This window comes from Flavobacterium sp. AK-301, assembly GCF_058310215.1.
In genome coordinates, this window is record NZ_JBZEES010000004.1 from 113965 (window position 1) to 138654 (window position 24690).

20 protein-coding genes are annotated in these 24690 nt (G+C 32.5%); 4 read left to right on the plus strand and 16 right to left on the minus strand.

Going from position 1 to position 24690, the window contains the following annotated elements; all coding sequences use genetic code 11:
• The first annotated feature begins 32 nt into the window (after positions 1-32).
• Positions 33-1154, plus strand: coding sequence for a restriction endonuclease subunit S (locus AC4FQX_RS08470; RefSeq protein WP_491167255.1), 1122 nt, complete (start codon positions 33-35; stop codon positions 1152-1154).
• A gap of 4 nt (positions 1155-1158) precedes the next feature.
• On the opposite strand, the gene AC4FQX_RS08475 is transcribed toward AC4FQX_RS08470, so the two are convergent.
• From AC4FQX_RS08475 to AC4FQX_RS08500, 6 genes are all read right to left on the minus strand, one after another.
• A complete protein-coding gene (locus AC4FQX_RS08475) occupies positions 1159-2052 on the minus strand; it encodes a Fic family protein (RefSeq protein ID WP_491167256.1) in 894 nt (297 codons plus the stop codon).
• Between the two features lie 85 nt (positions 2053-2137).
• Positions 2138-3370 carry a restriction endonuclease subunit S gene (locus tag AC4FQX_RS08480; RefSeq protein WP_491167257.1) on the minus strand — a complete coding sequence of 411 codons (1233 nt, stop codon included), beginning with the start codon at positions 3368-3370 and terminating at the stop codon, positions 2138-2140.
• 127 nt (positions 3371-3497) lie between these two features.
• Positions 3498-3755, minus strand: coding sequence for a virulence RhuM family protein (locus tag AC4FQX_RS08485; RefSeq protein ID WP_491167258.1), 258 nt, complete (start codon positions 3753-3755; stop codon positions 3498-3500).
• Positions 3756-3772: 17 nt separating this feature from the next.
• Positions 3773-5332 carry a type I restriction-modification system subunit M gene (locus tag AC4FQX_RS08490; protein ID WP_491167259.1) on the minus strand — a complete coding sequence of 520 codons (1560 nt, stop codon included), beginning with the start codon at positions 5330-5332 and terminating at the stop codon, positions 3773-3775.
• Between the two features lie 136 nt (positions 5333-5468).
• Complete coding sequence (locus AC4FQX_RS08495; protein WP_491167260.1) at positions 5469-6029, minus strand: TlpA family protein disulfide reductase; 561 nt, start codon at positions 6027-6029, stop codon at positions 5469-5471.
• Positions 6026-6949 (minus strand): cation diffusion facilitator family transporter, encoded by a 924-nt coding sequence (locus AC4FQX_RS08500; RefSeq protein ID WP_491167261.1) that lies wholly within the window; start codon positions 6947-6949, stop codon positions 6026-6028. The genes AC4FQX_RS08495 and AC4FQX_RS08500 overlap by 4 nt, the downstream gene beginning before the upstream one ends.
• Before the next feature lie 228 nt (positions 6950-7177).
• Here AC4FQX_RS08500 and AC4FQX_RS08505 point away from each other — a divergent pair, with 228 nt between their 5' ends.
• Positions 7178-7711, plus strand: coding sequence for a hypothetical protein (locus AC4FQX_RS08505; RefSeq protein WP_491167262.1), 534 nt, complete (start codon positions 7178-7180; stop codon positions 7709-7711).
• Positions 7712-7861: 150 nt separating this feature from the next.
• On the opposite strand, the gene AC4FQX_RS08510 is transcribed toward AC4FQX_RS08505, so the two are convergent.
• The 4 genes from AC4FQX_RS08510 to AC4FQX_RS08525 form a co-directional block, all read right to left on the minus strand.
• The gene (locus AC4FQX_RS08510) at positions 7862-10132 is read right to left on the minus strand and encodes an aconitate hydratase (protein WP_491167263.1); all 2271 of its coding nucleotides are present in this window, start codon (positions 10130-10132) and stop codon (positions 7862-7864) included.
• Positions 10133-10431: 299 nt separating this feature from the next.
• A complete protein-coding gene (locus AC4FQX_RS08515) occupies positions 10432-11385 on the minus strand; it encodes an AAA family ATPase (RefSeq protein ID WP_491167264.1) in 954 nt (317 codons plus the stop codon).
• A 77-nt stretch (positions 11386-11462) separates the two neighbouring features.
• The gene (locus AC4FQX_RS08520) at positions 11463-12893 is read right to left on the minus strand and encodes a peptidylprolyl isomerase (RefSeq protein WP_491167382.1); all 1431 of its coding nucleotides are present in this window, start codon (positions 12891-12893) and stop codon (positions 11463-11465) included.
• Positions 12856-13707: a hypothetical protein gene (locus tag AC4FQX_RS08525; RefSeq protein ID WP_491167265.1), complete on the minus strand. Its 852-nt coding sequence runs from the start codon at positions 13705-13707 to the stop codon at positions 12856-12858. The genes AC4FQX_RS08520 and AC4FQX_RS08525 overlap by 38 nt, the downstream gene beginning before the upstream one ends.
• A 425-nt stretch (positions 13708-14132) precedes the next feature.
• Between AC4FQX_RS08525 and AC4FQX_RS08530 the strand changes: the two genes are divergently transcribed.
• On the plus strand, positions 14133-15722 hold the full coding sequence (locus tag AC4FQX_RS08530; protein ID WP_491167266.1) for a peptide chain release factor 3: 1590 nt from the start codon (positions 14133-14135) through the stop codon (positions 15720-15722).
• A gap of 98 nt (positions 15723-15820) precedes the next feature.
• Here the strand turns inward: AC4FQX_RS08530 and AC4FQX_RS08535 are convergent, their stop codons facing one another.
• The 4 genes from AC4FQX_RS08535 to AC4FQX_RS08550 form a co-directional block, all read right to left on the minus strand.
• Positions 15821-17971, minus strand: coding sequence for a peptidase domain-containing ABC transporter (locus tag AC4FQX_RS08535; protein ID WP_491167267.1), 2151 nt, complete (start codon positions 17969-17971; stop codon positions 15821-15823).
• Positions 17959-19128, minus strand: coding sequence for an HlyD family secretion protein (locus tag AC4FQX_RS08540; RefSeq protein WP_491167268.1), 1170 nt, complete (start codon positions 19126-19128; stop codon positions 17959-17961). Before AC4FQX_RS08540 ends, AC4FQX_RS08535 begins: the two co-directional genes overlap by 13 nt.
• A gap of 420 nt (positions 19129-19548) precedes the next feature.
• Positions 19549-19698: a class IIb bacteriocin, lactobin A/cerein 7B family gene (locus tag AC4FQX_RS08545; protein WP_491167269.1), complete on the minus strand. Its 150-nt coding sequence runs from the start codon at positions 19696-19698 to the stop codon at positions 19549-19551.
• A 432-nt stretch (positions 19699-20130) separates the two neighbouring features.
• Positions 20131-20808 (minus strand): response regulator, encoded by a 678-nt coding sequence (locus tag AC4FQX_RS08550; RefSeq protein ID WP_491167270.1) that lies wholly within the window; start codon positions 20806-20808, stop codon positions 20131-20133.
• A 567-nt stretch (positions 20809-21375) separates the two neighbouring features.
• On the opposite strand from AC4FQX_RS08550, the gene AC4FQX_RS08555 reads away from it, so the two are divergent.
• On the plus strand, positions 21376-22146 hold the full coding sequence (locus AC4FQX_RS08555) for an MBL fold metallo-hydrolase (protein ID WP_491167271.1): 771 nt from the start codon (positions 21376-21378) through the stop codon (positions 22144-22146).
• Between the two features lie 215 nt (positions 22147-22361).
• On the opposite strand, the gene AC4FQX_RS08560 is transcribed toward AC4FQX_RS08555, so the two are convergent.
• Positions 22362-22793 (minus strand): DUF3995 domain-containing protein, encoded by a 432-nt coding sequence (locus AC4FQX_RS08560; protein ID WP_491167272.1) that lies wholly within the window; start codon positions 22791-22793, stop codon positions 22362-22364.
• Positions 22794-22936: 143 nt separating this feature from the next.
• Positions 22937-24577, minus strand: coding sequence for a class I fumarate hydratase FumA (gene fumA, locus AC4FQX_RS08565; protein WP_491167273.1), 1641 nt, complete (start codon positions 24575-24577; stop codon positions 22937-22939).
• Positions 24578-24690 lie beyond the last annotated feature (113 nt).

The following is a 24690-nucleotide window of genomic DNA, read 5'->3' on the forward strand; positions in this document are numbered from 1 at the left end:
ATTGGGGTTTTAACCTCACTAAGGTTCCTAATTTGAGATTTAAGGGGTTTGAGGAGGAATGGGAAACAAAAAAGTTAGGGGAAATTGCTACATTTTCAAAAGGAAAAGGAATTTCAAAAAGTGATATTGAAGAAAGCGGTACTAATGAATGTATAAGATATGGAGAATTATACACATATTACGGTGAAACTATCAATGAAATAAAGTCAAGAACCAATACAGATGTATCAAAATTGACACTAAGTGAAGCAAATGATGTTATTATTCCAGCATCTGGAGAGACAACAATTGATATTGCAACAGCTTCTTGTGTTTTAAAATCAGGAGTTGTGTTAGGAAGTGATTTGAATATAATTAAAACGAAAAATAATGGAGTATTTCTATCCTATTACTTAAACAGTAAAAAGAAAATGGAAATAGCTAATTTAGCGCAAGGAATTTCCGTAGTACATTTATATTCAAGTCAACTAGCAATATTAAATCTAAATATCCCTACATTAAAAGAACAAAATAAAATTTCTGCTTTTTTTACTAAGTTGGACGAAAGAATTCAAACCCAAAACAAAATACTATTACATTATCAGTCCCTAATTAAAAATCTCAGAAATGATATATTCCAACAGAAATTAAGGTTTAAAAATGAAGATGGAACTGATTTTTTGGAATGGATAGAAGTAAAAACTGGAAATATACTGGAAATTGGTAGTGGTAAAGATTACAAACATTTGCAAACAGGCAATATTCCTGTATTTGGAACTGGAGGTTTTATGACTTCAGTTGATGATTACCTATATAATGGGGAAACAGTTTGTATTGGGAGAAAAGGAACCATTAACAAACCGATGTATCACAATGGTAAAATTTGGACTGTAGATACTTTATTTTATACACATTCGTTTCAATCTTGTATTCCAAAGTTTATATTTCATCTTTTTCAAACAATTAATTGGTTAGAGTATAATGAAGCATCTGGTGTTCCGAGCCTGTCTAAAACCACAATAGAAAAAATAAAAGTGAAGATTCCTTCGATTAAGGAACAGAACGTTATTTCAACATTCCTTTGTTCAATAGATACAAAAATTGAAATTGAAAAACAATTATTGATTCAATATGAAAGTCAGAAAAAGTACTTGTTACAAAACTTGTTTGTGTAAGTCTTTACTCGAAATCAATTTCAAAATAGTTTAGAATAGCTTTGTAATTATCTTGTGCAGAAAGGCAAATATCCATTAAATATTCTTTAATATTATCCCATTGTTGCAACCCACGATAATAAAATAATTTCAGTTCATCATCAATAATAAAAGGAACAATTATGTTGGCAAGACATTCTTTGAACATTATCAATCTTCCCACACGACCATTGCCGTCTTGAAAAGGATGAATCATTTCAAATTTCTGATGAAAATCAATAATATCTTCGATGGTCTTTTGTTCTTTGCTGTGATAATTTAAGAGTAATTCTTTCATCTTTATAACAACTTCTTTTGGAGGGCAGGTTTCGTTACCGCCAACCTCATTTGGCAACTTTTTGTAATCGCCAACTTTAAACCAATCTTTTCGACTGTCAGATGTTCCAGATTTTAGCAAAAAATGTAATTCTTTTATAAACGATTCTGTTAGTTTAGATTTTGCTTTTTCAATAATTAAATCAATACAGCGAAAATGATTATTGGTTTCAATAATATCATCAATATTCACACTTTCGTCGGTAATGCCTATAGTATTGGTTTCAAAAATAAAACGGGTTTGCTCTTGAGTAAGTTTGCTTCCTTCTATACGATTCGAATTATAGGTCAGATCAATCTGTGTACGATGATAAATCCCCCCTTTGAGCTTCATATCCTTTTGCTCTTTGAGATGATTAAGTAAAGGGTTATTACTGAATTTTTTCTTATTTCCTTTTTCAGGTATTGTTGCATTCTCTGGAATAACCCAGGTTTTACCAGTTAGGAAAGCTCCTTGAATTCTCCCTATAGCACAGTAATTCCGTACGGTTCTTTCGGGAATATTCCATTTTTTCGCAAATTCACTTACTGAAATAGAATTCATAGCTTCTTTACTATTTGCCGTTATCGGCAAATATACAATAAATAAGTACTTATAAGCACCTTCATTTTGCCGTTATCGGCAAAATTTAGACAAATAAATTTTGTAGTAAAAACTTTTTCTGTTCTTCTAATTTTTTCAAAAAGTTCGTTTCTATATCAATCTTATTGTCTAAAGCAGAAAGAAAACTAGCGATTTTTGTTTGTTCTTCTGGACAAGGTAATGAAATGGTTAATTTCATTAACTCGATTTTAGACATATTATATCGAGTACTTCCTTGTGCCAGCTTAACTATTTCTTTTCTAAAAACGGAATTATTTCTAAACAAATAGCTTGCAAAAAGCGGATTTAGGACTTGAAATGATAAAAGTCTGTATCCAAAACAAAAACTGTTCAGATACATTTCACTGACTGTGTTTAATAGGACTGAGGACATTCCTATCTCATCAGGAGTTTCAGATGATATGGTGAAAAAGACATCACCATACTGGACAATGTTCTGAATTTCATTTTCTGAAATTTCTACAAGTCCACAACTTTCCACTTGAATTTTGGAAGAGTCAAAAATTTGCTTGTATTGAATATAAAATTTACCTTTCCCAAAATTATCTTTAGTTTTTCCTGACAAACCATTAAAAGTTTCTCCTATATCTCCCAAACTCTTCAATGTCCATTGATTAGTAAATTCCTTAAATCTAACTTTCTGAGAAAATAACTTATTACATAGTGCTTTAATTAAGGTTTCCAAATGTTTAATTATTTTGTTTTGGGTTTGAATTCGGGTATCTAATAATTCTAAAAAATTAGAAATTTTATTCTGTTCTTGAATTAATGGAAACGATAACTTAATTTGTTTTATAATTTCTGCTGATAAATTTCCTTGTCCACCTTGCAAGTAGGTAATTGTTATAAATTCTTTTTTGTGTAATAAATAAGAATAAATAAAATAGTGATTTTCACTTGACTTTATACAAAGTACAGCTTGATTTATAGCTCCTTTTATTTTACTGATTCCGACTTCACCACTTGTTGCTCCATACAGTGCATACAAAATATCTCCTATATCAACCATTTTAGCTGAAGAATTTTTTAAACCTAATTCATTAATAAATTGTTCAGTTTGTTTAGAATTAATTTCTCCAGAACGGATAAACGGAATGTTACCGTTAAAATATTCTTTTCTCAACGTTAAAGGGGTTCCTCCTGAATAGAAGTTGGCAACATCCCTCAATTTCTTCAGTTCCCATTCTCCCTCAAACCCATTAAATCTCAAATTAGGAACATTGCCCATATTTTTATCTTGCTTTGTTATCTTAGTCATACAATTACCTTTTTTTTTAGCATTAAGGATTTACTTCTTTCTACTTTTCACTTCGTTTTCCAAGGTATTTAGCTCTTCCAAATCCTCTGCATCAACCTGTTCAGCTTGTTGTTGTTTTCGTTTAACATCAAATTCCTGATACACTTTTTCGACCATTTTTACCATCTAAGGCAGTTGTAAAGTAATTCTTTACAACTGAATTCGACTCTAATTCATTGTCTTCTAACACATTATTTATATGCTGACCTATATTCTGTTTAGAGGTGTCAAAAAGTTCTGCAAGCTGATTCTGATTCATCCACACAGAACCATCTTTTGCATACAAAGCAATGGAAACTTTCCCGTCTTGGGTTTTATATATAATGATGTTTTGTTCTTCACCCATAATTTATTACCTCTTACTTAAAAAACAAGTCCCAATTCCTTGAAATAGACATCAATTTCTTTATCGAGATCGGCTCGCTTGACTTCTAAAGATTTGATTTCGTTCATTACAGCCTGGATGTCGATTTCCGGTTCTTCCTCAAAAGTATCTACATATCGAGGAATGTTTAAATTATAATCGTTTTCAGCAACTTCTTTTAAAGTTGCTAAATGGCTGTATTTTTCAATCTCCGTTCTATTACGATAGGTTTCCACAATCTTAGTAATGTGTACGTCTCGCAACATATTTTGATTTTTGACCTTTTCAAATTCTTTACTGGCATCAATAAATAAAATGGTGTCAGGGGTTTCACGGCATTTTTTAAAAACTAAAATACAAGTGGGAATACTGGTTCCGTAGAAAATATTAGCAGGCAACCCAATAACGGCATCCAAGTAATTCTTTTGTTCAATAAGATACTTACGAATATGTAATTCTGCTGCACCACGGAACAAAACACCGTGTGGTAACACAATAGCCATTGTCCCGTTTTCTGCCAGATGATAAATCATGTGTTGTACGAAAGCAAAATCGGCTTTGCTTGCCGGAGCTAATTTTCCATATTGACTAAAACGATCATCGTTCAGAAATAAAGGATTTGCACTCCAATTAGCGGAAAAGGGAGGATTTGCCACTATGGCTTCAAAAGGCATATCATTAAGGTGCTGTGGATGTTCTAATGTATCCTCTTGCTTAATGTCAAATTTTAGATAATGTACGCCATGGAGTATCATATTCATTCGGGCAAGATTGTATGTGGTACGATTCATTTCTTGTCCGTAGAAATTGTTGACGTCTTTTACCTCCCGGGCAACACGCAATAATAAAGAACCGGAACCGCAGGTTGGATCATATACTGATTTTAATCTGTTTTTTCCTGTAGTAACAATTTTTGCCAGAATTTTAGAAACCTCTTGTGGAGTATAGAATTCTCCCGCTTTTTTACCTGCACCACTGGCAAACTGACCAATCAAATATTCGTAGGCATCACCCAATACATCAAGCTCAGTATGTTCCAGTTTAAAGTCAATTTCATCAAGATGTATTAATACTTTTACTATAATAGTATTTCGGGCATCTGCCGTTTTTCCCAATTTTGTACTGTTGAGATCCATGTCTTCAAACAGGTTATCAAAGTCTTCTTCACTTTGTGTTCCCATCGTACTCAACTGAATATTTGTAAGTATTTTCTGTAAATCTTCCAAAATAAACGTATTGGTATCGCTGTTTCCCCTTTTTGCAATTTCACCGAAAAGTTCAGATGGTTTCAAAAAGTAACCTAAGGTTTCAAGTGCTTCTTCTCTAATTGCTTCAATATATTTTTGACCTTCTTTTGTGTTTTCCTGAATATTTCGGAATTGAATATTATCCTGTTCTAAAATAGAGTTGGCAAAAATTTCCATTTTTTCAGCCAAATATTTATAAAATATGAAACCTAAGATATAATCTCGGAATTCATCCGCATTCATTTTACCTCTTAATGTATTAGCTATATTCCAAAGCTGTTGCTCTAATATTTTTTTTTGTTCTTCTGACATTTCAACTAATTGTAATTTAGATTAAGGATTAAAAATCCTTAAGAATGCACTAAAGTAGTAAACTTTTAAGTTGTATGCCTTATACTTGTAATGAAAAACGAATGGCTATATGTTTTGGGGGTTATTCTCTGAAAATTTATTTTAAAAGATCATCAAGAACTTTTCTGAAACGATCACTGTTCCAGTCTGCTGATCCGGTTTTATCAACAATAATATTTCCGGATCGGTCAATAAGATACGTTGTGGGAATTGAACGGGATTCTAATACTTCAGGAATCGAGCTGTAAACATAATAAACGGGTAAGGTATACTTATGTTTTTCCATAAATCGAACTACTTTATCTTCGTCATCATTTGCTATAAACAAAAACACAATCTCTTCTTTATAATCATTATACAGTTTCTGCATCCCGGGCATTTCTGCAATACAAGGAGGACACCATGTCGCCCAAAAATTAATCAGAATGATCTTGTCCTTATATTGTTCAAAGGAAACTGTTTCTCCTTTTTCATTTAGTAAGTTCCAATTGTAATTTTCTATTTTTTTCTGATCTGTTTTTTCTATTACGGAAGGACTAAAGGCAATTATTCTGTTAATCCATACTTTGATCGTGGTACCTAAGGGTGTAAACAGAAATAGGATTAGAAAAAGTAATACTGCTATATTTGTGATTCGGGATCTTAATTTATTTTTCATTTTTTCTCAGCTTTAGGGAATCCGTCTTTATAATATGGTTCTATATGAATATGTACGTCTATTACCTGAGGAACGGCTTCAACAATGGTATCTTTTACATTATGTGCAATAGTATGCCCTTTTTCTACTGTAAAGTCCTTATCTACCCAGATATGGAGATCAACATGATAGGCGGTTCCCATTTTTCTGCTTTTACATTTCTGAACTACGGCAACTCCGGGAACTGATTCTGCCAGTTTTTTAATATCAACTAATAATTCGGGTTCTAGTGTTTCGTCTAATAATTCTCCTATTGCGGGTCTTGCAATCTTATAGGCATTGTACATAATCAGACCGGCGGCAAACAAAGCTGCGTAATCATCTGCTACTTCATATCCGGGTCCGCCAATAATACCGATACTTATCCCTATAAATGCGGCTATTGAGGTTATTGCATCACTACGATGATGGGAAGCGTCTGCTTTTATAACGTCACTGTTCAGCTCTTTACCTACTTTCAGTACATATCGATATAAAATTTCTTTTGTAAATACCACTACAACTAATATTATCAGAGTATAGATAGCCGGCACTTTGTGGGGCTGTATAATATGTTCTATACTGTCTTTAATAATTATAAATCCTGCCAGTACCATCGCCAGTGCAATCCCTAATGAAACTAAAGCTTCTACTTTTCCATGTCCGTATGGATGATTTTCATCTGGGGGCTTTGTGGACCATTTTAAACCAAACCATAGTAATGTTGAAGTAAGTACATCTGCTCCGGATTCTATTGCATCTGCAATTAATGCATAGGAATGCCCAAAAATACCTCCCAGTAGTTTTACAACTGCTAATATTCCACTGGCAACAATTCCTATAAATGTTGTCTTAAGTCCTTTGTTTTGTTCTTTTTTAGAAGTATTAACCTCTTCCTGCATTATAACTGTTCTTTAAGGATTGTAAAAATGATTTACTGAAGAATTTTATTTATCAAAGATAAACTTTCTCTACAATAGAGTAAATCATAATCAAAAAAACATTTTTAGAATTAACTGATTAGTTTTTTTATAAAAAAACACATTGTATCATAAAAACAGACTTCTTTAATTTTTTTTTTGTTATATTTGCCTACTATAACATTCTTTTAACATAAAATTAATACAGAAATGAAAAAATACATATTATTTAGCTTACTATCTGTTTCGTATATCATTAAAGCTCAGGACTGTAACACTATACTTAACGAATCAGAATCTGCTACACAAAATGAAACCTTAAAAGTATCTGGTGAAGGAGAACTTATAATTTCTAGAAAAGGAGAAACCTCCGCTGCTAATCATTACTCTTTCTCTTCTACAAGTTTTCTGTTATATAGAGACAAGAACAACGATACAGCTCTTATAGAACTAAACCTTACAGCTGTACAGGCATTTACTCTTGAAAAAGGAGATCAAGTATTCTTCAAAACTCAAAAAGGAAGTATTATTAACCTGGAAATACCGGAAAAAATTGCTTCAAAAGATCTGGGATCTGACAAATGGGGAATAAATGCTATCTTGCCTATACCGGATTCTACTTACAACCAGCTTAAGGAAGAGAAAGCAGGTCGTTTTCTTCTTTTCCCAAATGAACATTACAGTAAGCTACAGGAAAAAGGAGATAATACTCTTCAGGAATACCTTAAATGTGTACTTAAATAAATTCAGGTAATTATAGACATACAAAAAAGCTGTTAAGAAATTCCTCTTAATAGCTTTTTTTGATTTAATCATTTATATTTTATTTTACATAAAAAAAGCGTTCCGAATATCGAAACGCTTTTTTATTACTGATATTACAATTTATAGTGATTACTTTGCTTCTCCGGCAGCGGCAATCAGGTTTAATGCAGAACCTGCTTTAAACCAACCAATCTGACCTTCGTTATAAGTATGATTTGCTATAATTGTGTCTTTAGAGCCATCTTTATGAACTACTTCAATTGTTAATGGTTTTGCAGGAGCGAAATCTTTCAGATCAATAAAATTGAAAGTATCGTCTTCCTGAATTAAATCGTAATCTGCTTCGTTAGCGAAAGTCAATCCTAATAAACCTTGTTTTTTAAGATTCGTTTCGTGAATACGGGCAAAAGATTTTACTAATACTGCTTTTACACCTAAATGACGTGGCTCCATTGCAGCATGTTCACGTGATGAACCTTCACCATAGTTATGATCTCCTACAACAATTGTAGGCACGTTTGCTGCTTTATATGCACGCTGAACCGCTGGTACTTCGGCATATTCTCCTGTTAACTGATTTTTTACAAGGTTTGCTTTTTGATTAAAAGCATTGATTGCACCGATCAGCATATTATTAGAGATATTATCTAAGTGTCCTCTAAAACGTAACCATGGACCTGCCATAGAAATATGGTCTGTAGTACATTTTCCGAAAGCTTTGATCAATAATTTAGCTCCTGTTATATTTTGTCCGTCCCATGGAGTGAAAGGGGATAACAACTGTAATCTTTCAGATGTAGGGCTTACTCTTACCTGAACTCCTGAACCGTCTTCTGACGGAGCCTGAAAGCCTGGATCTTCTGCATCAAAACCTTTTGGAGGTAATTCATTACCAGTTGGTTCATCTAGTTTTACTTCTTCTCCATCTTCATTGATAAGAGTATCAGTAAGCGGATTAAAACCTAAGTCTCCTGCAATTGCTAAAGCAGTTACTAATTCCGGAGAACCTACGAAAGCTAATGTATTCGGGTTACCGTCTGCACGTTTTGAGAAGTTTCTGTTGAAAGAATGAACGATTGTATTTCTCTCTTCTTTTTCTGCTCCTTCTCTATCCCACATACCAATACATGGTCCACAGGCATTTGCGAAAACGGTTGCTCCAATCTTATCAAAAGTGTCAATAAATCCATCGCGCTCGATAGTATATCTTACTAATTCTGAACCAGGAGTAATTGTAAATTTTGATTTAGTAGTCAGATTCTTATCTGCTACCTGTTTTGCTAAGGAAGCTGCTCTTGAAATATCTTCATAGGAAGAGTTTGTACAAGAACCAATCAAACCAACATCAATTTTTAAAGGCCAGTTATTTTTAATAGCTTCTTCTTTCATTTTTGAAATCGGTGTAGCTAAATCCGGTGTAAAAGGTCCGTTTAAATAAGGCTCTAATTCTGATAAATTAATTTCAATAACCTGATCGAAATACTGATCCGGATTAGCGTATACTTCTTCATCTGCTGTTAAATATTTTGCCACTTTGTTTGCTGCATCTGCTACATCTGCTCTTCCTGTAGAACGTAAATAACGATCCATTGATTCATCATACCCAAAAGTTGAGGTTGTAGCTCCAATCTCAGCACCCATGTTACATATTGTTCCTTTACCTGTACAGGACATTGCTTTTGCTCCTTCACCAAAGTATTCAACGATAGCACCGGTTCCTCCTTTTACAGTAAGAATACCTGCTACTTTTAGAATAACGTCTTTTGGTGCTGTCCAGCCGGAAAGTTTACCTGTTAATTTTACTCCGATTAGTTTAGGAAATTTTAATTCCCATGCCATTCCTGACATTACGTCTACTGCATCTGCTCCTCCAACTCCGATCGCTATCATACCTAAACCACCTGCATTTACAGTATGAGAGTCGGTACCTATCATCATTCCTCCCGGAAAAGCATAATTCTCAAGAACTACCTGATGAATAATACCTGCTCCTGGTTTCCAGAAACCAATCCCATATTTATCTGAAACAGATGATAAGAAATCAAATACTTCATTACTCTGTGTTTTTGCTCTTGCCAAATCGGTAACAGCGTCTACTTTTGCCTGAATCAAGTGATCGCAATGTACTGTTGTAGGAACTGCTACTTTGTTTTTTCCGGCATGCATGAACTGTAATAAAGCCATTTGTGCGGTAGCATCCTGACAAGCTACTCTATCCGGAGCAAAATCAACGTAGTCTTTACCTCTTGTAAAAGCTTGTGAGGGTTTACCTTCCCATAAATGAGCATATAAAATCTTTTCTGTAAGTGTTAGTGGACGACCTACAAGCTCTCGTGCTTTATCAACACGTACAGACATGTCAGCGTACACTTTTTTAATCATTTCAATATCAAAAGCCATAATAAAAATTTAGTTATGTTAAGTGTATTTTCTAAAAACATTAATCGGATACAAATCTACATATTAATACCGATATTTAAAAGATTTTCAGCAAAAGAGACCTTTCAGAAGATTATTATTGCCAAAAAGGTATTTTGAGTGCTCTTTATTGAAAAATATATGATTTTTTGATTAAATTACCTAATAATAATTATTTTAGAATCCTTTTATTGCTAAATTCGAAATCAGGGTTTAAAAAGAAAAAAGGTTCTTTGTGTTTTATTACAAAGAACCTTTCTAAATAAGGGATTCAGAAGCACTTAAAGCAATTTCTGAATAATCATTTCTTCGGAAATTCCTTCTGCGTCTGCTTTATAATTTTTAATAATCCTGTGTCTTAAAATTCCTTCTGCGACTGCTTGTACATTTTCAATATCCGGAGAATATTTTCCATTAAACGCAGCATGTGCTTTAGCTGCAAGAATTAGATTTTGTGATGCTCTCGGTCCTGCACCCCAGTCAATATAATTTTTTACAAACTCATTTGACAGTGGATTATCCGGACGTGTTTTACTTACTAATGTAACTGCATACTCAATAACATTATCGGCAACCGGTATTTTTCGAATCAAATGCTGAAAATCAATGATTTCCTGAGCTGTAAACAATGGATTAACGGTGACTTTAAAATCAGATGTTGTGCTTTTTACAACTTGTACTTCTTCTTCAAAAGAAGGGTAATCCAGCTTAATAGCAAACATGAATCGGTCTAATTGTGCTTCGGGTAAAGGATAGGTTCCTTCTTGTTCTATCGGGTTTTGTGTTGCCAGAACAAAATAGGGTAATGATAATTTATGATGATGTCCTGCAATTGTAACGGCTCTTTCCTGCATAGCTTCCAGTAAGGCTGCTTGAGTTTTAGGGGGTGTTCTGTTGATTTCATCTGCTAAAATAATATTTGAGAAAATAGGTCCTTTAATAAACTTAAACTGACGGTTCTCATCTAATATCTCACTTCCTAAAATATCTGAAGGCATTAGATCAGGTGTAAACTGGATACGTTTAAAATCAAGACCTAAAGCTTGTGAAATAGTATTTACCATTAATGTTTTTGCCAGACCGGGAACACCAACTAATAAGGCGTGTCCTCCAGAAAAAACACTGAGCAGAATCTGATCTACAACGGCATCCTGACCTACAATAATTTTTGCAATCTCTTGTTTTAATTCTTTCTGTTTTTGAACTAAACGTTCTATAGCAGCTACATCAGACATTCTTTTTTAATATTAAAGTGTATAAATCAAATCCTGATCTTCAGAATTTAATTTACAGCATTAAACATAATAACAAATTATTTTTTTAACCAATTATTGGTAAACTTACAGTTCCTGTATTCACCGTTAATTTTTATATAGGTTTCTTTGATCTTTTCTGCGGACCATTTCCCTATCTCTTTAATTTGTTTTTCACGTAAAGCTAACTCTTTTATTTTAATATAATCTTTTGCGTAATCTGCTTTATGCTCTTCAAAACGATTTGTTACTGTAACTAATTTGTATCTTTTTCTTCCGTTTTGATCCTGATCTAGTATAGGGAATGAAACTGCTCCGTCTTTCAGATCGGATACTTGATTGTATAATGCGGGATCCATTTTAGTTAATTCAAAGCGAGTCTCCATTGTTTTGGGATTCAACAGAATCCCTCCACTGTTTCTTGTTTCTTTTTCATCAGAAGAACCACGTGCTGCATCTGCAAAGGAGATTTCACCTTCTGTAATTCTTTTTCTGATTAGTTCAATCTTTTCTTTTGCTTCTTGTAAAGCTTCATCTGTGACCTTTGGTGTCAGTAATATATGTCTTACATCTAATTCCTGTCCTCTAATCTTTTCCAGATAAATGATATGATAACCAAAATCGGTTTCAAAAGGTTCTGATATTTCTCCTTCTGCCAGACTGAAAGCAACATCTTTAAATTCTTTTACAAATTGTGTTTTTCTGGTTATTTTGTAATACCCTCCACTGGATCTTGATCCTGGGTCTTCACTGTATAATACTGCTTTACTGAAAAAACTAGCTCCTTCTTCTACTTCTTTTTTAAATTCTTTTAATCGGTCAATTACTTTTTGTTTTTCTACTTCGGAAACTTTCGGATTCACTACAATCTGGGCTACTTCCATTTCTGCACCAAAAACAGGCAACTCTTTTTCCGGTATTCTTTTATAAAAAGCTCTTACTTCTTCAGGAGTTATTTCGACAGCATCTACAATTTTTCGTTGCATTTCCTCTGTCAGTTTATTCATTTTAATAATATCAAAGAACTCAGATCTGAAATCCTCCAGACTGTTTTTTTTATAATATTTAACAACTTTATCTATTGAGCCCAATTGTTCTACTATATAATCTAATCGCTGATCCAGCATAGCATTAACTTCGGCATCTTTAACAACAATACTATCCTGAGTAGCCTGATGTGCATAGAGTCTGTTCTCTAAAAGAGTACCTAACATTTCACATCTTGTAATATTTTCTACTGTTCCACCCTGACTGGATATTTCTAAATACGCTTTATCAATATCTGAATCTAAAATAACATATTCTCCAACTACTGCTATAACGCCATCAATCTTTGGTTTTGAAGTATTCTGAACAGGCTCCTTTACCTGAGGTACTTCCTCTGGAAGAATCTCTTGGGCATTTGTATTTCCTATTGAAACAATAGAAATACCCACGATCAGGCAAACCTTGTTAATTATAGATTTCATATATATTGTTTTTAATTGCATCATTAGTAATATCTTTTTCAAATTTTTTAATTAACTCTAATTGTCTTTTGTTTAAAATAACTTTTCTTAAAGTAGGTTTCACATAATCAAAAGGGCTCACCTCATTTTTATCCAATACTCTGTTCACTTTCACCAAATACACATTCAGAGAATCTGAATACTGAACTGTTTTTCCATTCTGAATATAATTACTTCTGTTATCTGATGTTATAAAGGGCAATTTTCCATAAACCTGGTCCATATCTACCCAGACAGAATCATTCAGCGCAAAACTATTAAATTGAATTGAATAAGTATTTAATATTTTTCGGTCTTCTTTATTATAATTCAAAAATTTAGCTTTTATTGTTTCAAATTTCGGATTGTCTTTTGCTAAATTTATAAATCTGAGTTTTACTAAACTGCTGGTCGTTTTGAAGTTTTCTTTATTTTCGTTATAATACTTTACCAATTCAGCCTGAGTAACGGTAGTATCAACAGTCCTCTGAATTATTTCTTCAATATAAGCTCTTGCATAAAGGTCAATTTTATACTGCTGAATCAGTTTATCAAACTCTGCTTTCTTTTCGGAACTTAAATTGATCTCGGCAGCATCAATAAGTAGTGACTGTGTTGCCCATCTATCGATATAATTTCTGATAATAACAACACTATCTTCTTTTGAAACCCCTTTAGGGACAAGGTTTACTAGTTCTTCTTTATATAAAAAAGATTTGTTTGCTCTGGCAACTGCTTCGGGTTTTATTGCCGGCTTAAAGAAATCACAGGAAGTAACTACTATTAATAATCCCGCTATATAGATGATTTTATGCATTATGATTTAATTCGTTTTTTTTCTTTTTCAAAAACAGCAATATTTAACAACTCTTGCGTTTTAATAATCTGTTTCCAATAATTAAATATTGCAATAATCGAAATATAATAAAAAAGTATAGTGCACCGATTTTCGGAACTATCTTTTAAATGGACTATTGTTAACGAACAAAAATAACAATTCCCAAACATTATACAAGTACAGATTTTTACTATTAACAAAAAATTATAGCAAAGTTTTATAAATATGAAATAAAAAGATTTTTTTTGAACCAAATTTGATTGAAAAATAGAAAATGTTTGTATGAATTTTCTTTCTTAAAGACCATAATACACTTGTTTTAAAGAACTCTCTTGCTACATTAGCTTTAATAATTTATTATTTAACGAATAAACATTACTTTTGCTGTCCATTTATTTATACATATGAGTTTTATAGAAGAAATAAACAGAAGACGAACTTTTGGTATTATTGCGCACCCTGATGCCGGTAAGACTACTTTAACAGAAAAATTATTACTCTTTGGTGGTGCAATTCAGGAAGCAGGTGCGGTAAAGAATAACAAAATAAAGAAAGGGGCTACGAGTGACTTTATGGAAATTGAACGCCAAAGAGGAATTTCTGTAGCTACTTCTGTATTGGCTTTTAATTATAAAGATAAAAAAATCAACATTCTCGATACACCAGGACACAAGGATTTTGCTGAAGATACTTTCAGAACACTTACTGCTGTAGATAGTGTTATTGTGGTAATTGATGTTGCAAAAGGGGTTGAGGAACAAACAGAGAAGCTGGTTGAAGTCTGCAGAATGCGTAAAATCCCGATCATTATTTTCATCAATAAATTAGATCGTGAAGGAAATGACGCTTTTGATTTAATGGATGAAGTGGAACAAAAACTAGGATTAGCAGTTACTCCTTTAAGTCTTCCGATAGGAATGGGCTATGATTTTAAAGGAATTTACAATATATGGGAAAAGAACATCAACCTATTTAGTGGAGACAGCCGTAAAAACATTGAGGAAACTATAGCTTTTTCTGACGTAAACAGCTCTGAATTAGACAAAATAGTAGGTCAAAAACCAGCAGCAACATTAAGAGAGGAATTAGAACTTGTACAGGAAGTTTATCCTCTGTTCAACCGGGAAGATTATCTGGAAGGAAGGCTACAGCCTGTGTTTTTTGGTTCAGCCTTAAATAACTTCGGAGTACGTGAACTACTAGATTGCTTTATTCAGATTGCTCCTTCTCCAAGACCAAAAGAATCGGAAACAAGACTGGTTGACCCAACAGAAACAAAAATGAGCGGATTTGTTTTCAAGATCCATGCTAATATGGATCCTAAACATCGTGACCGTCTTGCTTTTATTAAAATCGTATCAGGAACGTTTGAACGTAATAAACCTTATATGCATGTCCGACTAAATAAAAATCTGAAATTCTCTTCTCCGAATGCTTTCTTTGCAGAGAAAAAAGAGATTGTAGATATTTCTTATCCGGGTGATATTGTAGGATTACATGATACCGGAAACTTTAAAATCGGAGATACTTTAACAGAAGGGGAAATCATGAGCTTTAAAGGAATTCCAAGTTTCTCTCCTGAACATTTCAGATACATCAATAATGCTGATCCAATGAAAGCAAAGCAGTTGGAAAAAGGTATTGACCAGTTAATGGATGAAGGTGTTGCTCAATTATTTACACTGGAAATGAACAACCGAAAAATTATTGGAACGGTTGGTGCTTTACAGTATGAAGTTATCCAGTACCGACTGGAACATGAATATGGTGCAAAATGTTCTTATGAGAATTTCCCGGTACATAAAGCCTGCTGGGTAAAACCAAATGACCCGAAAAGTGAAGAATTCTTAGAATTTAAACGTATAAAACAAAAATTCCTGGCAAAGGATAAGTATAATCAACTGGTATTTTTAGCAGATTCTGATTTCACAATTCAGATGACACAGTCTAAATTTCCAAATATAAAGTTATTCTTTACGTCAGAATTCGAATAAATTATTTTTTAACAGTAGAATCAATACCCCTCGTTTTTTTACAACAAAAAGGTCTCCAATCCCAAATTAGGAGACCTTTTTAATTTTACAGATATAGTTCAAACAATACTTTGTTTATTCCATAATTCAAAGTACTTTCCTTTTTTTAGTAATAAATTCTGATGATTTCCACTTTCAACAATAGAACCATTTTCCATTACTAAGATAGTATCTGCGTTTGCAATTGTACTTAGTCGGTGTGCTATTACAATAACTGTTTTTCCTTTAGCCTTAAAATCATCAATTACTTTTTTTACGATTTGTTCAGCATTAGTATCTAAGGCTGATGTTGCTTCATCCATTAGTAATATTTCAGGATTTTTATATAAGGCTCTGGCGATCGCTAATCTTTGTTTCTGTCCGCCTGATAATAAAGTTCCATTCTCTCCAATTTCTGTTCCAAAACTATTAGGAAGTTTTTCTACAAATTCCGTTATTCCTAACTGTTTTGACAAATCTAAAACACGATGTATATCAGGAAAAGAATCTCCTAACGCAATATTATCAATAATAGTTCCGGAAAACAAATTTAATTGTTGCGGTATTACTCCAATTATGCCTCTTAAACTTTTATAATGTATAGTATTTAAATCATAACTGCCAACATGTATTTTCCCGCTTTTAATCGGATATAAATTTTGTAATAAGGATATTAAAGTAGTTTTTCCACTCCCACTTTCTCCTACAACAGCAGTTGTTTCATTTTTTTTAAAAAGAACATTAAAATCTTTAAAAACTTCAACTCTTGAGCCATAATTAAAACTCACGTTTTCAAACTTTATATCTCCGATATTTTCTCTTTGCAATTCTACTTTATTTTCTGTTTCTTCCCGTTCTAAATCCATGATCTCAAAAAGTCTATCTGATGCGATTAATGCATTTTGTATGGTCTTATTCATCCCTACTAAAGAGGCAACAGGAGAAGTAAAATAACCGATTAAAGCATAAAAAGAAAACAATTCCCCTGCTGTTATTTCTCTTTCAATAACATATCCTGATCCTACCCACAAAAGAATTATTGTAAAAAGGGAAGCTAAAAATTGCGTAGAAACAATCGAAAAAAGGCTATTCAACCCCGATTTATAAGTTGTGAATAATAATTTAACAAATCTATTTTCGGTTTTAAGGTTAGAAAATTCTTCTATACCAAATTCCTTAACGGTTCTGATATTGGAAATACTTTCTACTAACTGCGTTTCCAGATCGGCTGAATTTTCCATCAATTTACGCTCTGTTTTTTTATTGACTTTATTCATTAAAAAATAAATCCCTGAATAAAAAGGAATAATCAACAAAATAACTAAAGCCAGTTTCCAATAATAAGTAAACATTAAAGCAAATGAGAAAACAACTATAAATAGATTAACAATCAGCTCTATAGCTACATCGTTGATAAAGGCTCTTATTTTTACAGCATCATTAATCCGGGAGGTTATTTCACCGATTTGCATGGTGTCAAAAAAACGTTGGGGCAACTGTAGCAAATGTTTATAATAACCCAAAATAAGCTTAGCGTCAATCAGTTGCCCTGTCTTCATGACAAAAATACTTTTCTTGGAATTAATATACGCTTGGAGCAGGATTATGAAAAGCATAACAATACTTAATAAATTCAGTAATTTTCTATTACCTCCTACTAAAACATAGTCCGTTATTTTCTGAACATAAATAGACATTGCCAACCCCAGAATGGTAAAGATTATTGCGCCAAATAATGCCTGAATTAAAATCGTTTTATGGGGCTGAATCAGATCCCAAAAACGTTTTAACGGAGGGACTTGTTCGTTATAGGTTCTGAAATCATCATTTTTAGCAAAAAGAATTAAAACTCCGGACCATATTTTTTTAAAATCTTCATGAGAGTATTTTACCATTTTACCATAACCGGGATCCATAACCTCTATTATCGTTTTGGTAACTTTATAAATTACTACATAATGTTGTAATTGATCTTTCATAACCACATGAGCAATAGCAGGAAGCGGGATTTTATCAATAACATCCATACCCCCTTTTACACCTTTGGCTATAAAACTCATTTTTTCTGCCCCTTGAATAATTCCCAGAGCATTTGTACCCCGTAAATCCGTATTTGCCAACTGACGAATTTTTGCAATAGGGAGATTTACTTTATAATAATTTCCAATTGAAGCCAGACAAGCCGCTCCACAATCTTTTATATCGTGTTGTTTTATTTTTATTGATGCCATCCGGAGGAGTTATTTTTACGTTGTAGGCTACTAGTTTTTGGGTTCAGCCAATCATCCACTTTATCAAATAATAAATCAAACAGGCTTCTTCTGGTAATCATAAATTGAGCTGTCAGGGTCATTCCTTTTGACACAGAAGCTTTGTAACCGTTCTTTAACTGTAATTCAGGATTATCTATTCTACAGCGTACTTTAAAAAAGGTTTCATTTTGCTGTATTGTTATATTTTTATCTATTGCAATTACTCTTCCTGTAAGGAGTCCCCTCTGATTATAATTAAAAGCATCCACCTGAAACTTTACCTGTTGATCCTGTTGTATTAACCCAATATCATTGGGAGATATATTGGCTTCTACAATAAGCTTATCGTTGGGGGACAACATAGCAACGGACTGTGAAACATTTAAAAAAGAACCGCCCTGAATACCTGAAAAACTTTCTATAGTTCCCGAAATCGGAGCAATGATATAATAGTTCTTCGTTTCTACATTAATTTTCTGAATAGTTCCTTGCAGGTTTTTAATTTTCTCTTCTAATTCTCGTTTTTGATTATACCATTGTGATTTTTGATTTTTATCAAAACTGATTAGTGCCTGTACAGCCAAAGTATAATCAAAACTGAATTTCTCAAATTCAGATCTCGACACAACGTCTTTATCAAACAGCTGTTTGTAACGATCATAACCTATTTTAGCATGACTTATTTTACTTTGTAATTCCTTTCTTTTAGAAATATAACTATTCCGGTCTTCTTGTAGTGTCTTTGTTTTCAGACCTTTATTTTTATTTAAAAGGACTTGTTCTAAATCATCTACTAATGCCTGACTATCTTCTGATAGTTCCTGATTCGTTATTTTTTCTGTCAAAAGGCTTTCCTGAGTAAGCTTTACCAAAGTATCACCACCGGAAACCATAGTATTATTTTTAATATTAATATAGGTGATTTTACCATTTACCAGACTTGTTATGGGTACATTATCGGTTGTACTGCGCACAATACCTCTGCCTTGACTACTTATATCAATCTTGATAACAGGCAACAAAATAATACTGATAATAAAAATCAATAAAACGATCCCATAAATAGAAAAACTTTTCGTTTTATTTCTAACTATAAGATTTTCAATAGTATGAATAGGGTCTGAGCTAAATTTCATTTTAGAAAAAGTAATTTTTTATAGTTCAAACACAAAAACTATATTGTTAATTATTAAAAATATCTTTTAAAAAAAAAGTTAAAAAAAACCAACAGAAAGCATATCACTGTCTGTTGGAATAGAATCCATTAAAGGTTTTTTTTCTTTGCTAAATTTTACGGCTTTATGATAAATTTCACAAGCCATTACTCGATTTATAAAGAAGCAAAATATCTACCAAACTGAAAACCAAAGTAAAATAGAATATAAGATAAAATTAATAGATATACTATAAACTTATTAGTTTGTTCTTTAGCAAAATACCCGATTCTTAAAGCTAGATTTTTCATAAAATGATATATTTAAAATAATAATAAACAATGATAGTAAAAAATTTAAAGAAATGGAAATACTTTCGTATTTCCATTTTCAATTAACATATTAATGATTTCGAGCATATTCTCTTCCTGCTTCCCAACCAAAATAAAAAGCAGCACCCGCCAAAGCAAGATATGCAGGAATTACACCACCATTAACTTCTTTAGCTTCTTGAACACTTAGCTCTTCTACATTTAATTCTAATAAATTCATAATAAAAAATTTAAATCGTTAATAAAAAGCTTAGATTATTAAAAATAATTTTTAATAATCTAAGCATACTTTTCGTACAAATAACCTAGTATGAAACCTGTTATAGGAAATGTCAAAATTGCACCTCCATTAACTTCTTGAACCTCTTGAGCGTTAAGCTCTACTAAATTTAGTTTTTCTAAATTCATAATATAAAAAAAATTAATTAATACCTTACAATAGACTTTCTATTGCTTTGATAAATGCAAAATAAATTACTGTTATACTTTTTATAAGTATTTTGTATTTATTGAGTAATTTATTTCTGTTAGCTAACAACACTACAAACATAAGTCTATATCATTTTACTAAATGACGGTAAAACCATCAAATTTATACTGTTTTATTAGTATTGTCTGTTTTTATCAAACAAAAAAAGAAAGAACAGAAGCTTTATTTTATCAATCCGAGTTTTTTAGCCGCAAGAATTATACTCCGATTATCTCCGTCTGAAATACCCAAAGTATGTTTTATATTTGCCTTTCTTCTTTCTATTGAAGAAGCAGAAAGTGGCAGATAATCTACTAAATCTTTTGTTTTTACACCTTCTGTTATTAGCTCAACAATTTTACGATTATCAGAGTCCTTAAAAATATCATTTAAACTCATAATACGAATGCTTTCTTTTACGGTTGGGCTATGATATTGAGCCCCTTTTATAATGGAATCAAATGCGTAAATCAACTCCCTGTCATTAAAATCACTTTTTATTAATAATCCTTCCGGATTTATTTTTGTAAAAATATCATATATAATAAAAGCTTCTGTATATGAGGTTAATATCATTATTTTACTTTCCGGACGGTGTTTTTTTACCAGAACAGCCAGATCTTCACCGGAATGAATATTCTGACCTTCATAAACTGGCATACTTCTATCCAAAAAGATCACATCAAAACTTTTATAATGCAATGTATCTGTAATAATAGCATAGGCTTCTTTATAATTAAAAGCAGTCGTTATTTTAATTGTATAATCGGGAGTATCGGAATCCAAAACAACTTTATAGCCCTTGACCGTTACAGGATGGTCATCTACGATTAGAATGTTTACTATTTTTTTTATTTTCATATTTTAATTAAGATCTAAAATCTTTTTATTACACTTATTAACACATCCTATATCCACTACATTTCTGATTATTTTGCTTTGAAAAAGGGTTTCTGCCTCTATTGCGAATCTTCTCCTAATTCAAATAATTGAGCATGGATTTTCCAAATGCTTGTATTATTCCTTCTTTTTAAATTAGAATATTTATTACATTACACAAAATATTTTTTATATAAAAATTTAAATAAAACATCAATATTAATAAAATAATATACTAAAAACTAATTAAATACTAATTTTATCACCATTAATGTTTTATTTTTCAAAATTAGTATTTATAAAACAGACAGATGTTGTTTAGAATAAAACCTATAAAATACTGGTATTAAGCTAACTTACTTCACATTTAAAAAATCTAAAATCTACAAACCATGAAAAATTCAATAATAAGTTAGGATATGTTAAAATAAAGGGCTGAGATGTTATGAAGTTTTCAATTTTACAAGTATGTCATTATCTTCTTTTTATTATGAAATAAAATAATTTTTGCTTATTTTACTTACATTAGCAACTATAACTATTGTAACCATGATACAAATACATCATCTTAATTGTGTGGAAATCCAATCCTCTTTAGACATAAGAGTCATCGGGCATTGCCTGTTACTGGAAACCAAAAACAAACTAGTCCTGATAGATACCGGAATCGGTCTTTTAGATACGCAGCAACCTCTGGAACGAATTGGACAAGAGCTAATTGATATAGTAGGTTTTCGTTTTAATGAAAAATGGACGGCAATACAACAAATTGAACAACTCGGTTTAAATCCAGCTTTGGTAACTGACTGTATTATATCTCATTTAGACAATGATCATATCAGTGGACTTACTGATTTTCCAAACGCCACAGTACATGTTGGAACTGAAGAATATGACAATTTCAATTCGGATAATCCAAGATATCTGAAAACACCTTTGTTACACCATCCTAAAATTATAACTTATGAACCGTCGGATGATGAATGGTACGGCTTTGAGGCAAGACGAATTGATATACTCCCGGAAACTGATATTTTTCTTATTCCATTGTTCGGACACACTAACGGGCATTGTGGTATCGCGATCAGAAATAATGAGAATTGGTTGTTTTATGTTGGGGATGCTTATTATCTGAGAATTGAATTAGAGAATGATACTCATCCAGTAAATGAATTAGTAAAAACCAGAGCAGACAACAACGAATTACGAATCGCTACACTCAACAAAATTCGTAAGCTCGTAATGGAGCATCCTGAAATAAGTGTTTTTGGTTATCATGATGTTGAGGAATACAGTTACTTTAATACAAAGATAAAGTAATTGGTTATTTACAAAATAAAAAGAGGAAGTCCCAAAACTAAAATGAAGCTCTGAGAATTGAATATTTGAGACATCGTCTCGGTAAGAGTTCAAATGAAATCAAGAAAACGTCTTTTCTGACAACTCACTCGTTGCAGAAACTATAACTAATATCGATATATCAGAGCTAATCATTTAAAATAAGATTGTATAAACTAATTAGTGGTTTATGAATTCTAAAAGGAGGAATTTAAAAACAAAATAATAACGCTTATCATGCTAATAGATAAACATAATGGTGAATAAAATCGAGTATCTTTATCTGAAAAAACAGTTCCTTTAATCTTTTTAGTATATCCTACAAAATTAAAATCGCCTATTGCTCTTAGTAGAAACAAAACACAGATAACATACATACCATATTGTACTACTTTTCTATTTAGAAAAGAATCCCAGACACCAAGATTTCCCAATGTGATAAAAGCAGCTATTAAAAGTACAACAGCAACTAATACTGTTCCTATCTTACCGGGTTCAAACACATTGTTTCCGTTTGGATACTTTGGTAATGCTCCATCTATAAATTTTGTTCCTCCGAATACCCAATACAAATGGATTAATGAAAGAAGAATAAAAATAACTGAGTTGATTAAAACAAAGATCCCCATAACAAAACTATTGAATTGTTTATACTTTATAAAGATAACCAAAAATAAAGAGAATATGATTATTCACAAATTAAAAAAAAGCGTCTCAATTACAATTGGACGCTTTTTGTTTTACAGTTTAGTATTCTGTTTAAGAAAACCTTTTAACAGGTCACACAGGCTGTCGGTTTTATTTGTGCAAAGAAATCATTTCCTTTATCATCAACGAGGATGAAAGCGGGAAAATCAACTACTTCTATTTTCCAGATGGCTTCCATTCCTAATTCGGGATATTCAATACACTCTAAACTTTTAATACTGTTCTGTGCCAGAATAGCTGCGGGTCCTCCTATACTTCCGAGATAGAATCCACCGTGTTTTTTACAGGCATCGGTTACCTGCTGACTTCGATTTCCTTTTGCCAGCATAATCATACTTCCTCCGTTCTCCTGAAGTTCATCTACATAGGAATCCATTCTTCCTGCTGTTGTGGGTCCCATGGATCCTGAGGCGTATCCTTCGGGTGTTTTTGCGGGTCCTGCATAATAGATTGGATGGTCTTTTATATATTGTGGAAGTCCTTCTCCATTATCCAGTCTTTCTTTTAATTTTGCATGGGCAATGTCTCTGCCTACTATAATGGTCCCTGAAAGGGATAATCTTGTTGAAACAGGATATTTGGATAATTCTGCTAATATTTCAGACATTGGACGATTCAAATCTACTTTTACGGCATTACCTTCTCCTTCGTTTCTTAATTCTTCGGGAATATATTTACCGGGATTATCTTCTAGTTTTTCGATCCAGATTCCGTCTTTATTGATTTTTGCTTTTATATTTCTGTCGGCAGAACAGGAAACTCCCATTCCAACCGGACAGGAAGCGCCATGACGTGGTAAACGAACTACTCGTATATCATGTGCAAAATACTTTCCACCAAATTGTGCTCCGATTCCTAATCCTTGTGCTGCTTTGAGCAGTCTCTTCTCCATTTCAATATCACGAAATGCTTGTCCTCCTTCGTTTCCTTGGGTAGGCAGTTCATCATAATATTTGGTTGAAGCGAGTTTAACTACTTTTAGAGTAGATTCTGCTGAGGTTCCTCCTATTACGAACGCAATATGATACGGCGGACAGGCTGCTGTCCCGAGGGATTTCATCTTCTCAATCAGATATTCTTCTAATTTTCCGGGTGTAAGTAATGCTTTTGTTTCCTGATATAAATAGGTCTTATTAGCTGAGCCTCCTCCTTTTGCAACGCAAAGAAATTTATATTCATTTCCATTTACGGCATACAGATCGATCTGAGCAGGGAGATTACTGCCTGTGTTTACCTCTTTATACATATCAAGCGGTGCGTTTTGAGAATACCGCAAATTATTCTCTATAAATGTATTGTAAACTCCTCTTGAAAGGGCTTCTTCATCGTTACCTCCTGTCCAGACCTGTTGACCTTTTTTGCCCATAATGATAGCGGTTCCGGTATCCTGGCAGAAAGGTAAGATTCCTTTGGATGAGATTTCTGCATTTCGTAAAAAGGCTAAAGCAACATATTTATCATTTTCGCTTGCTTCGGGATCGGATAAAATCTTAGCCACCTGAGCCTGATGATCGGGACGAAGAAAAAATTCGGCATTGTGAAAAGCGTGTTGTGCTACTAAGGTAAGTGCTTCGGGTGCAATTTTTAAAATTTCCTGTCCATCAAATTTGGATATGGAAACATGTTCTTTTGTTAATAGATAGTATTCTGTTTTATCTTTTCCTAATGGAAAAGTATCCTGGTACTTAAATGGTTTTACTGACATTATAATACTACTTTTATAAGTTTATTTTTTGAATTGTCAAATATAAATAAACTTATCAGTTAAGACAAAAATGGTCTGTTATTCAGAATCTATCTTATTAAAGTAAAGTTTTT

Excerpts from the sequence above, each read along its gene's own strand:
- AC4FQX_RS08475 (WP_491167256.1), bottom strand. The coding sequence starts at position 2,052 with ATGAATTCTATTTCAGTAAGTGAATTTGCGAAAAAATGGAATATTCCC.
- AC4FQX_RS08480 (WP_491167257.1), bottom strand. The coding sequence starts at position 3,370 with ATGACTAAGATAACAAAGCAAGATAAAAATATGGGCAATGTTCCTAAT.
- AC4FQX_RS08485 (WP_491167258.1), bottom strand. The coding sequence starts at position 3,755 with ATGGGTGAAGAACAAAACATCATTATATATAAAACCCAAGACGGGAAA.
- AC4FQX_RS08490 (WP_491167259.1), bottom strand. The coding sequence starts at position 5,332 with ATGTCAGAAGAACAAAAAAAAATATTAGAGCAACAGCTTTGGAATATA.
- AC4FQX_RS08495 (WP_491167260.1), bottom strand. The coding sequence starts at position 6,029 with ATGAAAAATAAATTAAGATCCCGAATCACAAATATAGCAGTATTACTT.
- AC4FQX_RS08500 (WP_491167261.1), bottom strand. The coding sequence starts at position 6,949 with ATGCAGGAAGAGGTTAATACTTCTAAAAAAGAACAAAACAAAGGACTT.
- AC4FQX_RS08505 (WP_491167262.1), top strand. The coding sequence starts at position 7,178 with ATGAAAAAATACATATTATTTAGCTTACTATCTGTTTCGTATATCATT.
- AC4FQX_RS08510 (WP_491167263.1), bottom strand. The coding sequence starts at position 10,132 with ATGGCTTTTGATATTGAAATGATTAAAAAAGTGTACGCTGACATGTCT.
- AC4FQX_RS08515 (WP_491167264.1), bottom strand. The coding sequence starts at position 11,385 with ATGTCTGATGTAGCTGCTATAGAACGTTTAGTTCAAAAACAGAAAGAA.
- AC4FQX_RS08520 (WP_491167382.1), bottom strand. The coding sequence starts at position 12,893 with ATGCAATTAAAAACAATATATATGAAATCTATAATTAACAAGGTTTGC.
- AC4FQX_RS08525 (WP_491167265.1), bottom strand. The coding sequence starts at position 13,707 with ATGCATAAAATCATCTATATAGCGGGATTATTAATAGTAGTTACTTCC.
- AC4FQX_RS08530 (WP_491167266.1), top strand. The coding sequence starts at position 14,133 with ATGAGTTTTATAGAAGAAATAAACAGAAGACGAACTTTTGGTATTATT.
- AC4FQX_RS08535 (WP_491167267.1), bottom strand. The coding sequence starts at position 17,971 with ATGGCATCAATAAAAATAAAACAACACGATATAAAAGATTGTGGAGCG.
- AC4FQX_RS08540 (WP_491167268.1), bottom strand. The coding sequence starts at position 19,128 with ATGAAATTTAGCTCAGACCCTATTCATACTATTGAAAATCTTATAGTT.
- AC4FQX_RS08545 (WP_491167269.1), bottom strand. The coding sequence starts at position 19,698 with ATGAATTTATTAGAATTAAATGTAGAAGAGCTAAGTGTTCAAGAAGCT.
- AC4FQX_RS08550 (WP_491167270.1), bottom strand. The coding sequence starts at position 20,808 with ATGAAAATAAAAAAAATAGTAAACATTCTAATCGTAGATGACCATCCT.
- AC4FQX_RS08555 (WP_491167271.1), top strand. The coding sequence starts at position 21,376 with ATGATACAAATACATCATCTTAATTGTGTGGAAATCCAATCCTCTTTA.
- AC4FQX_RS08560 (WP_491167272.1), bottom strand. The coding sequence starts at position 22,793 with ATGGGGATCTTTGTTTTAATCAACTCAGTTATTTTTATTCTTCTTTCA.
- fumA (WP_491167273.1), bottom strand. The coding sequence starts at position 24,577 with ATGTCAGTAAAACCATTTAAGTACCAGGATACTTTTCCATTAGGAAAA.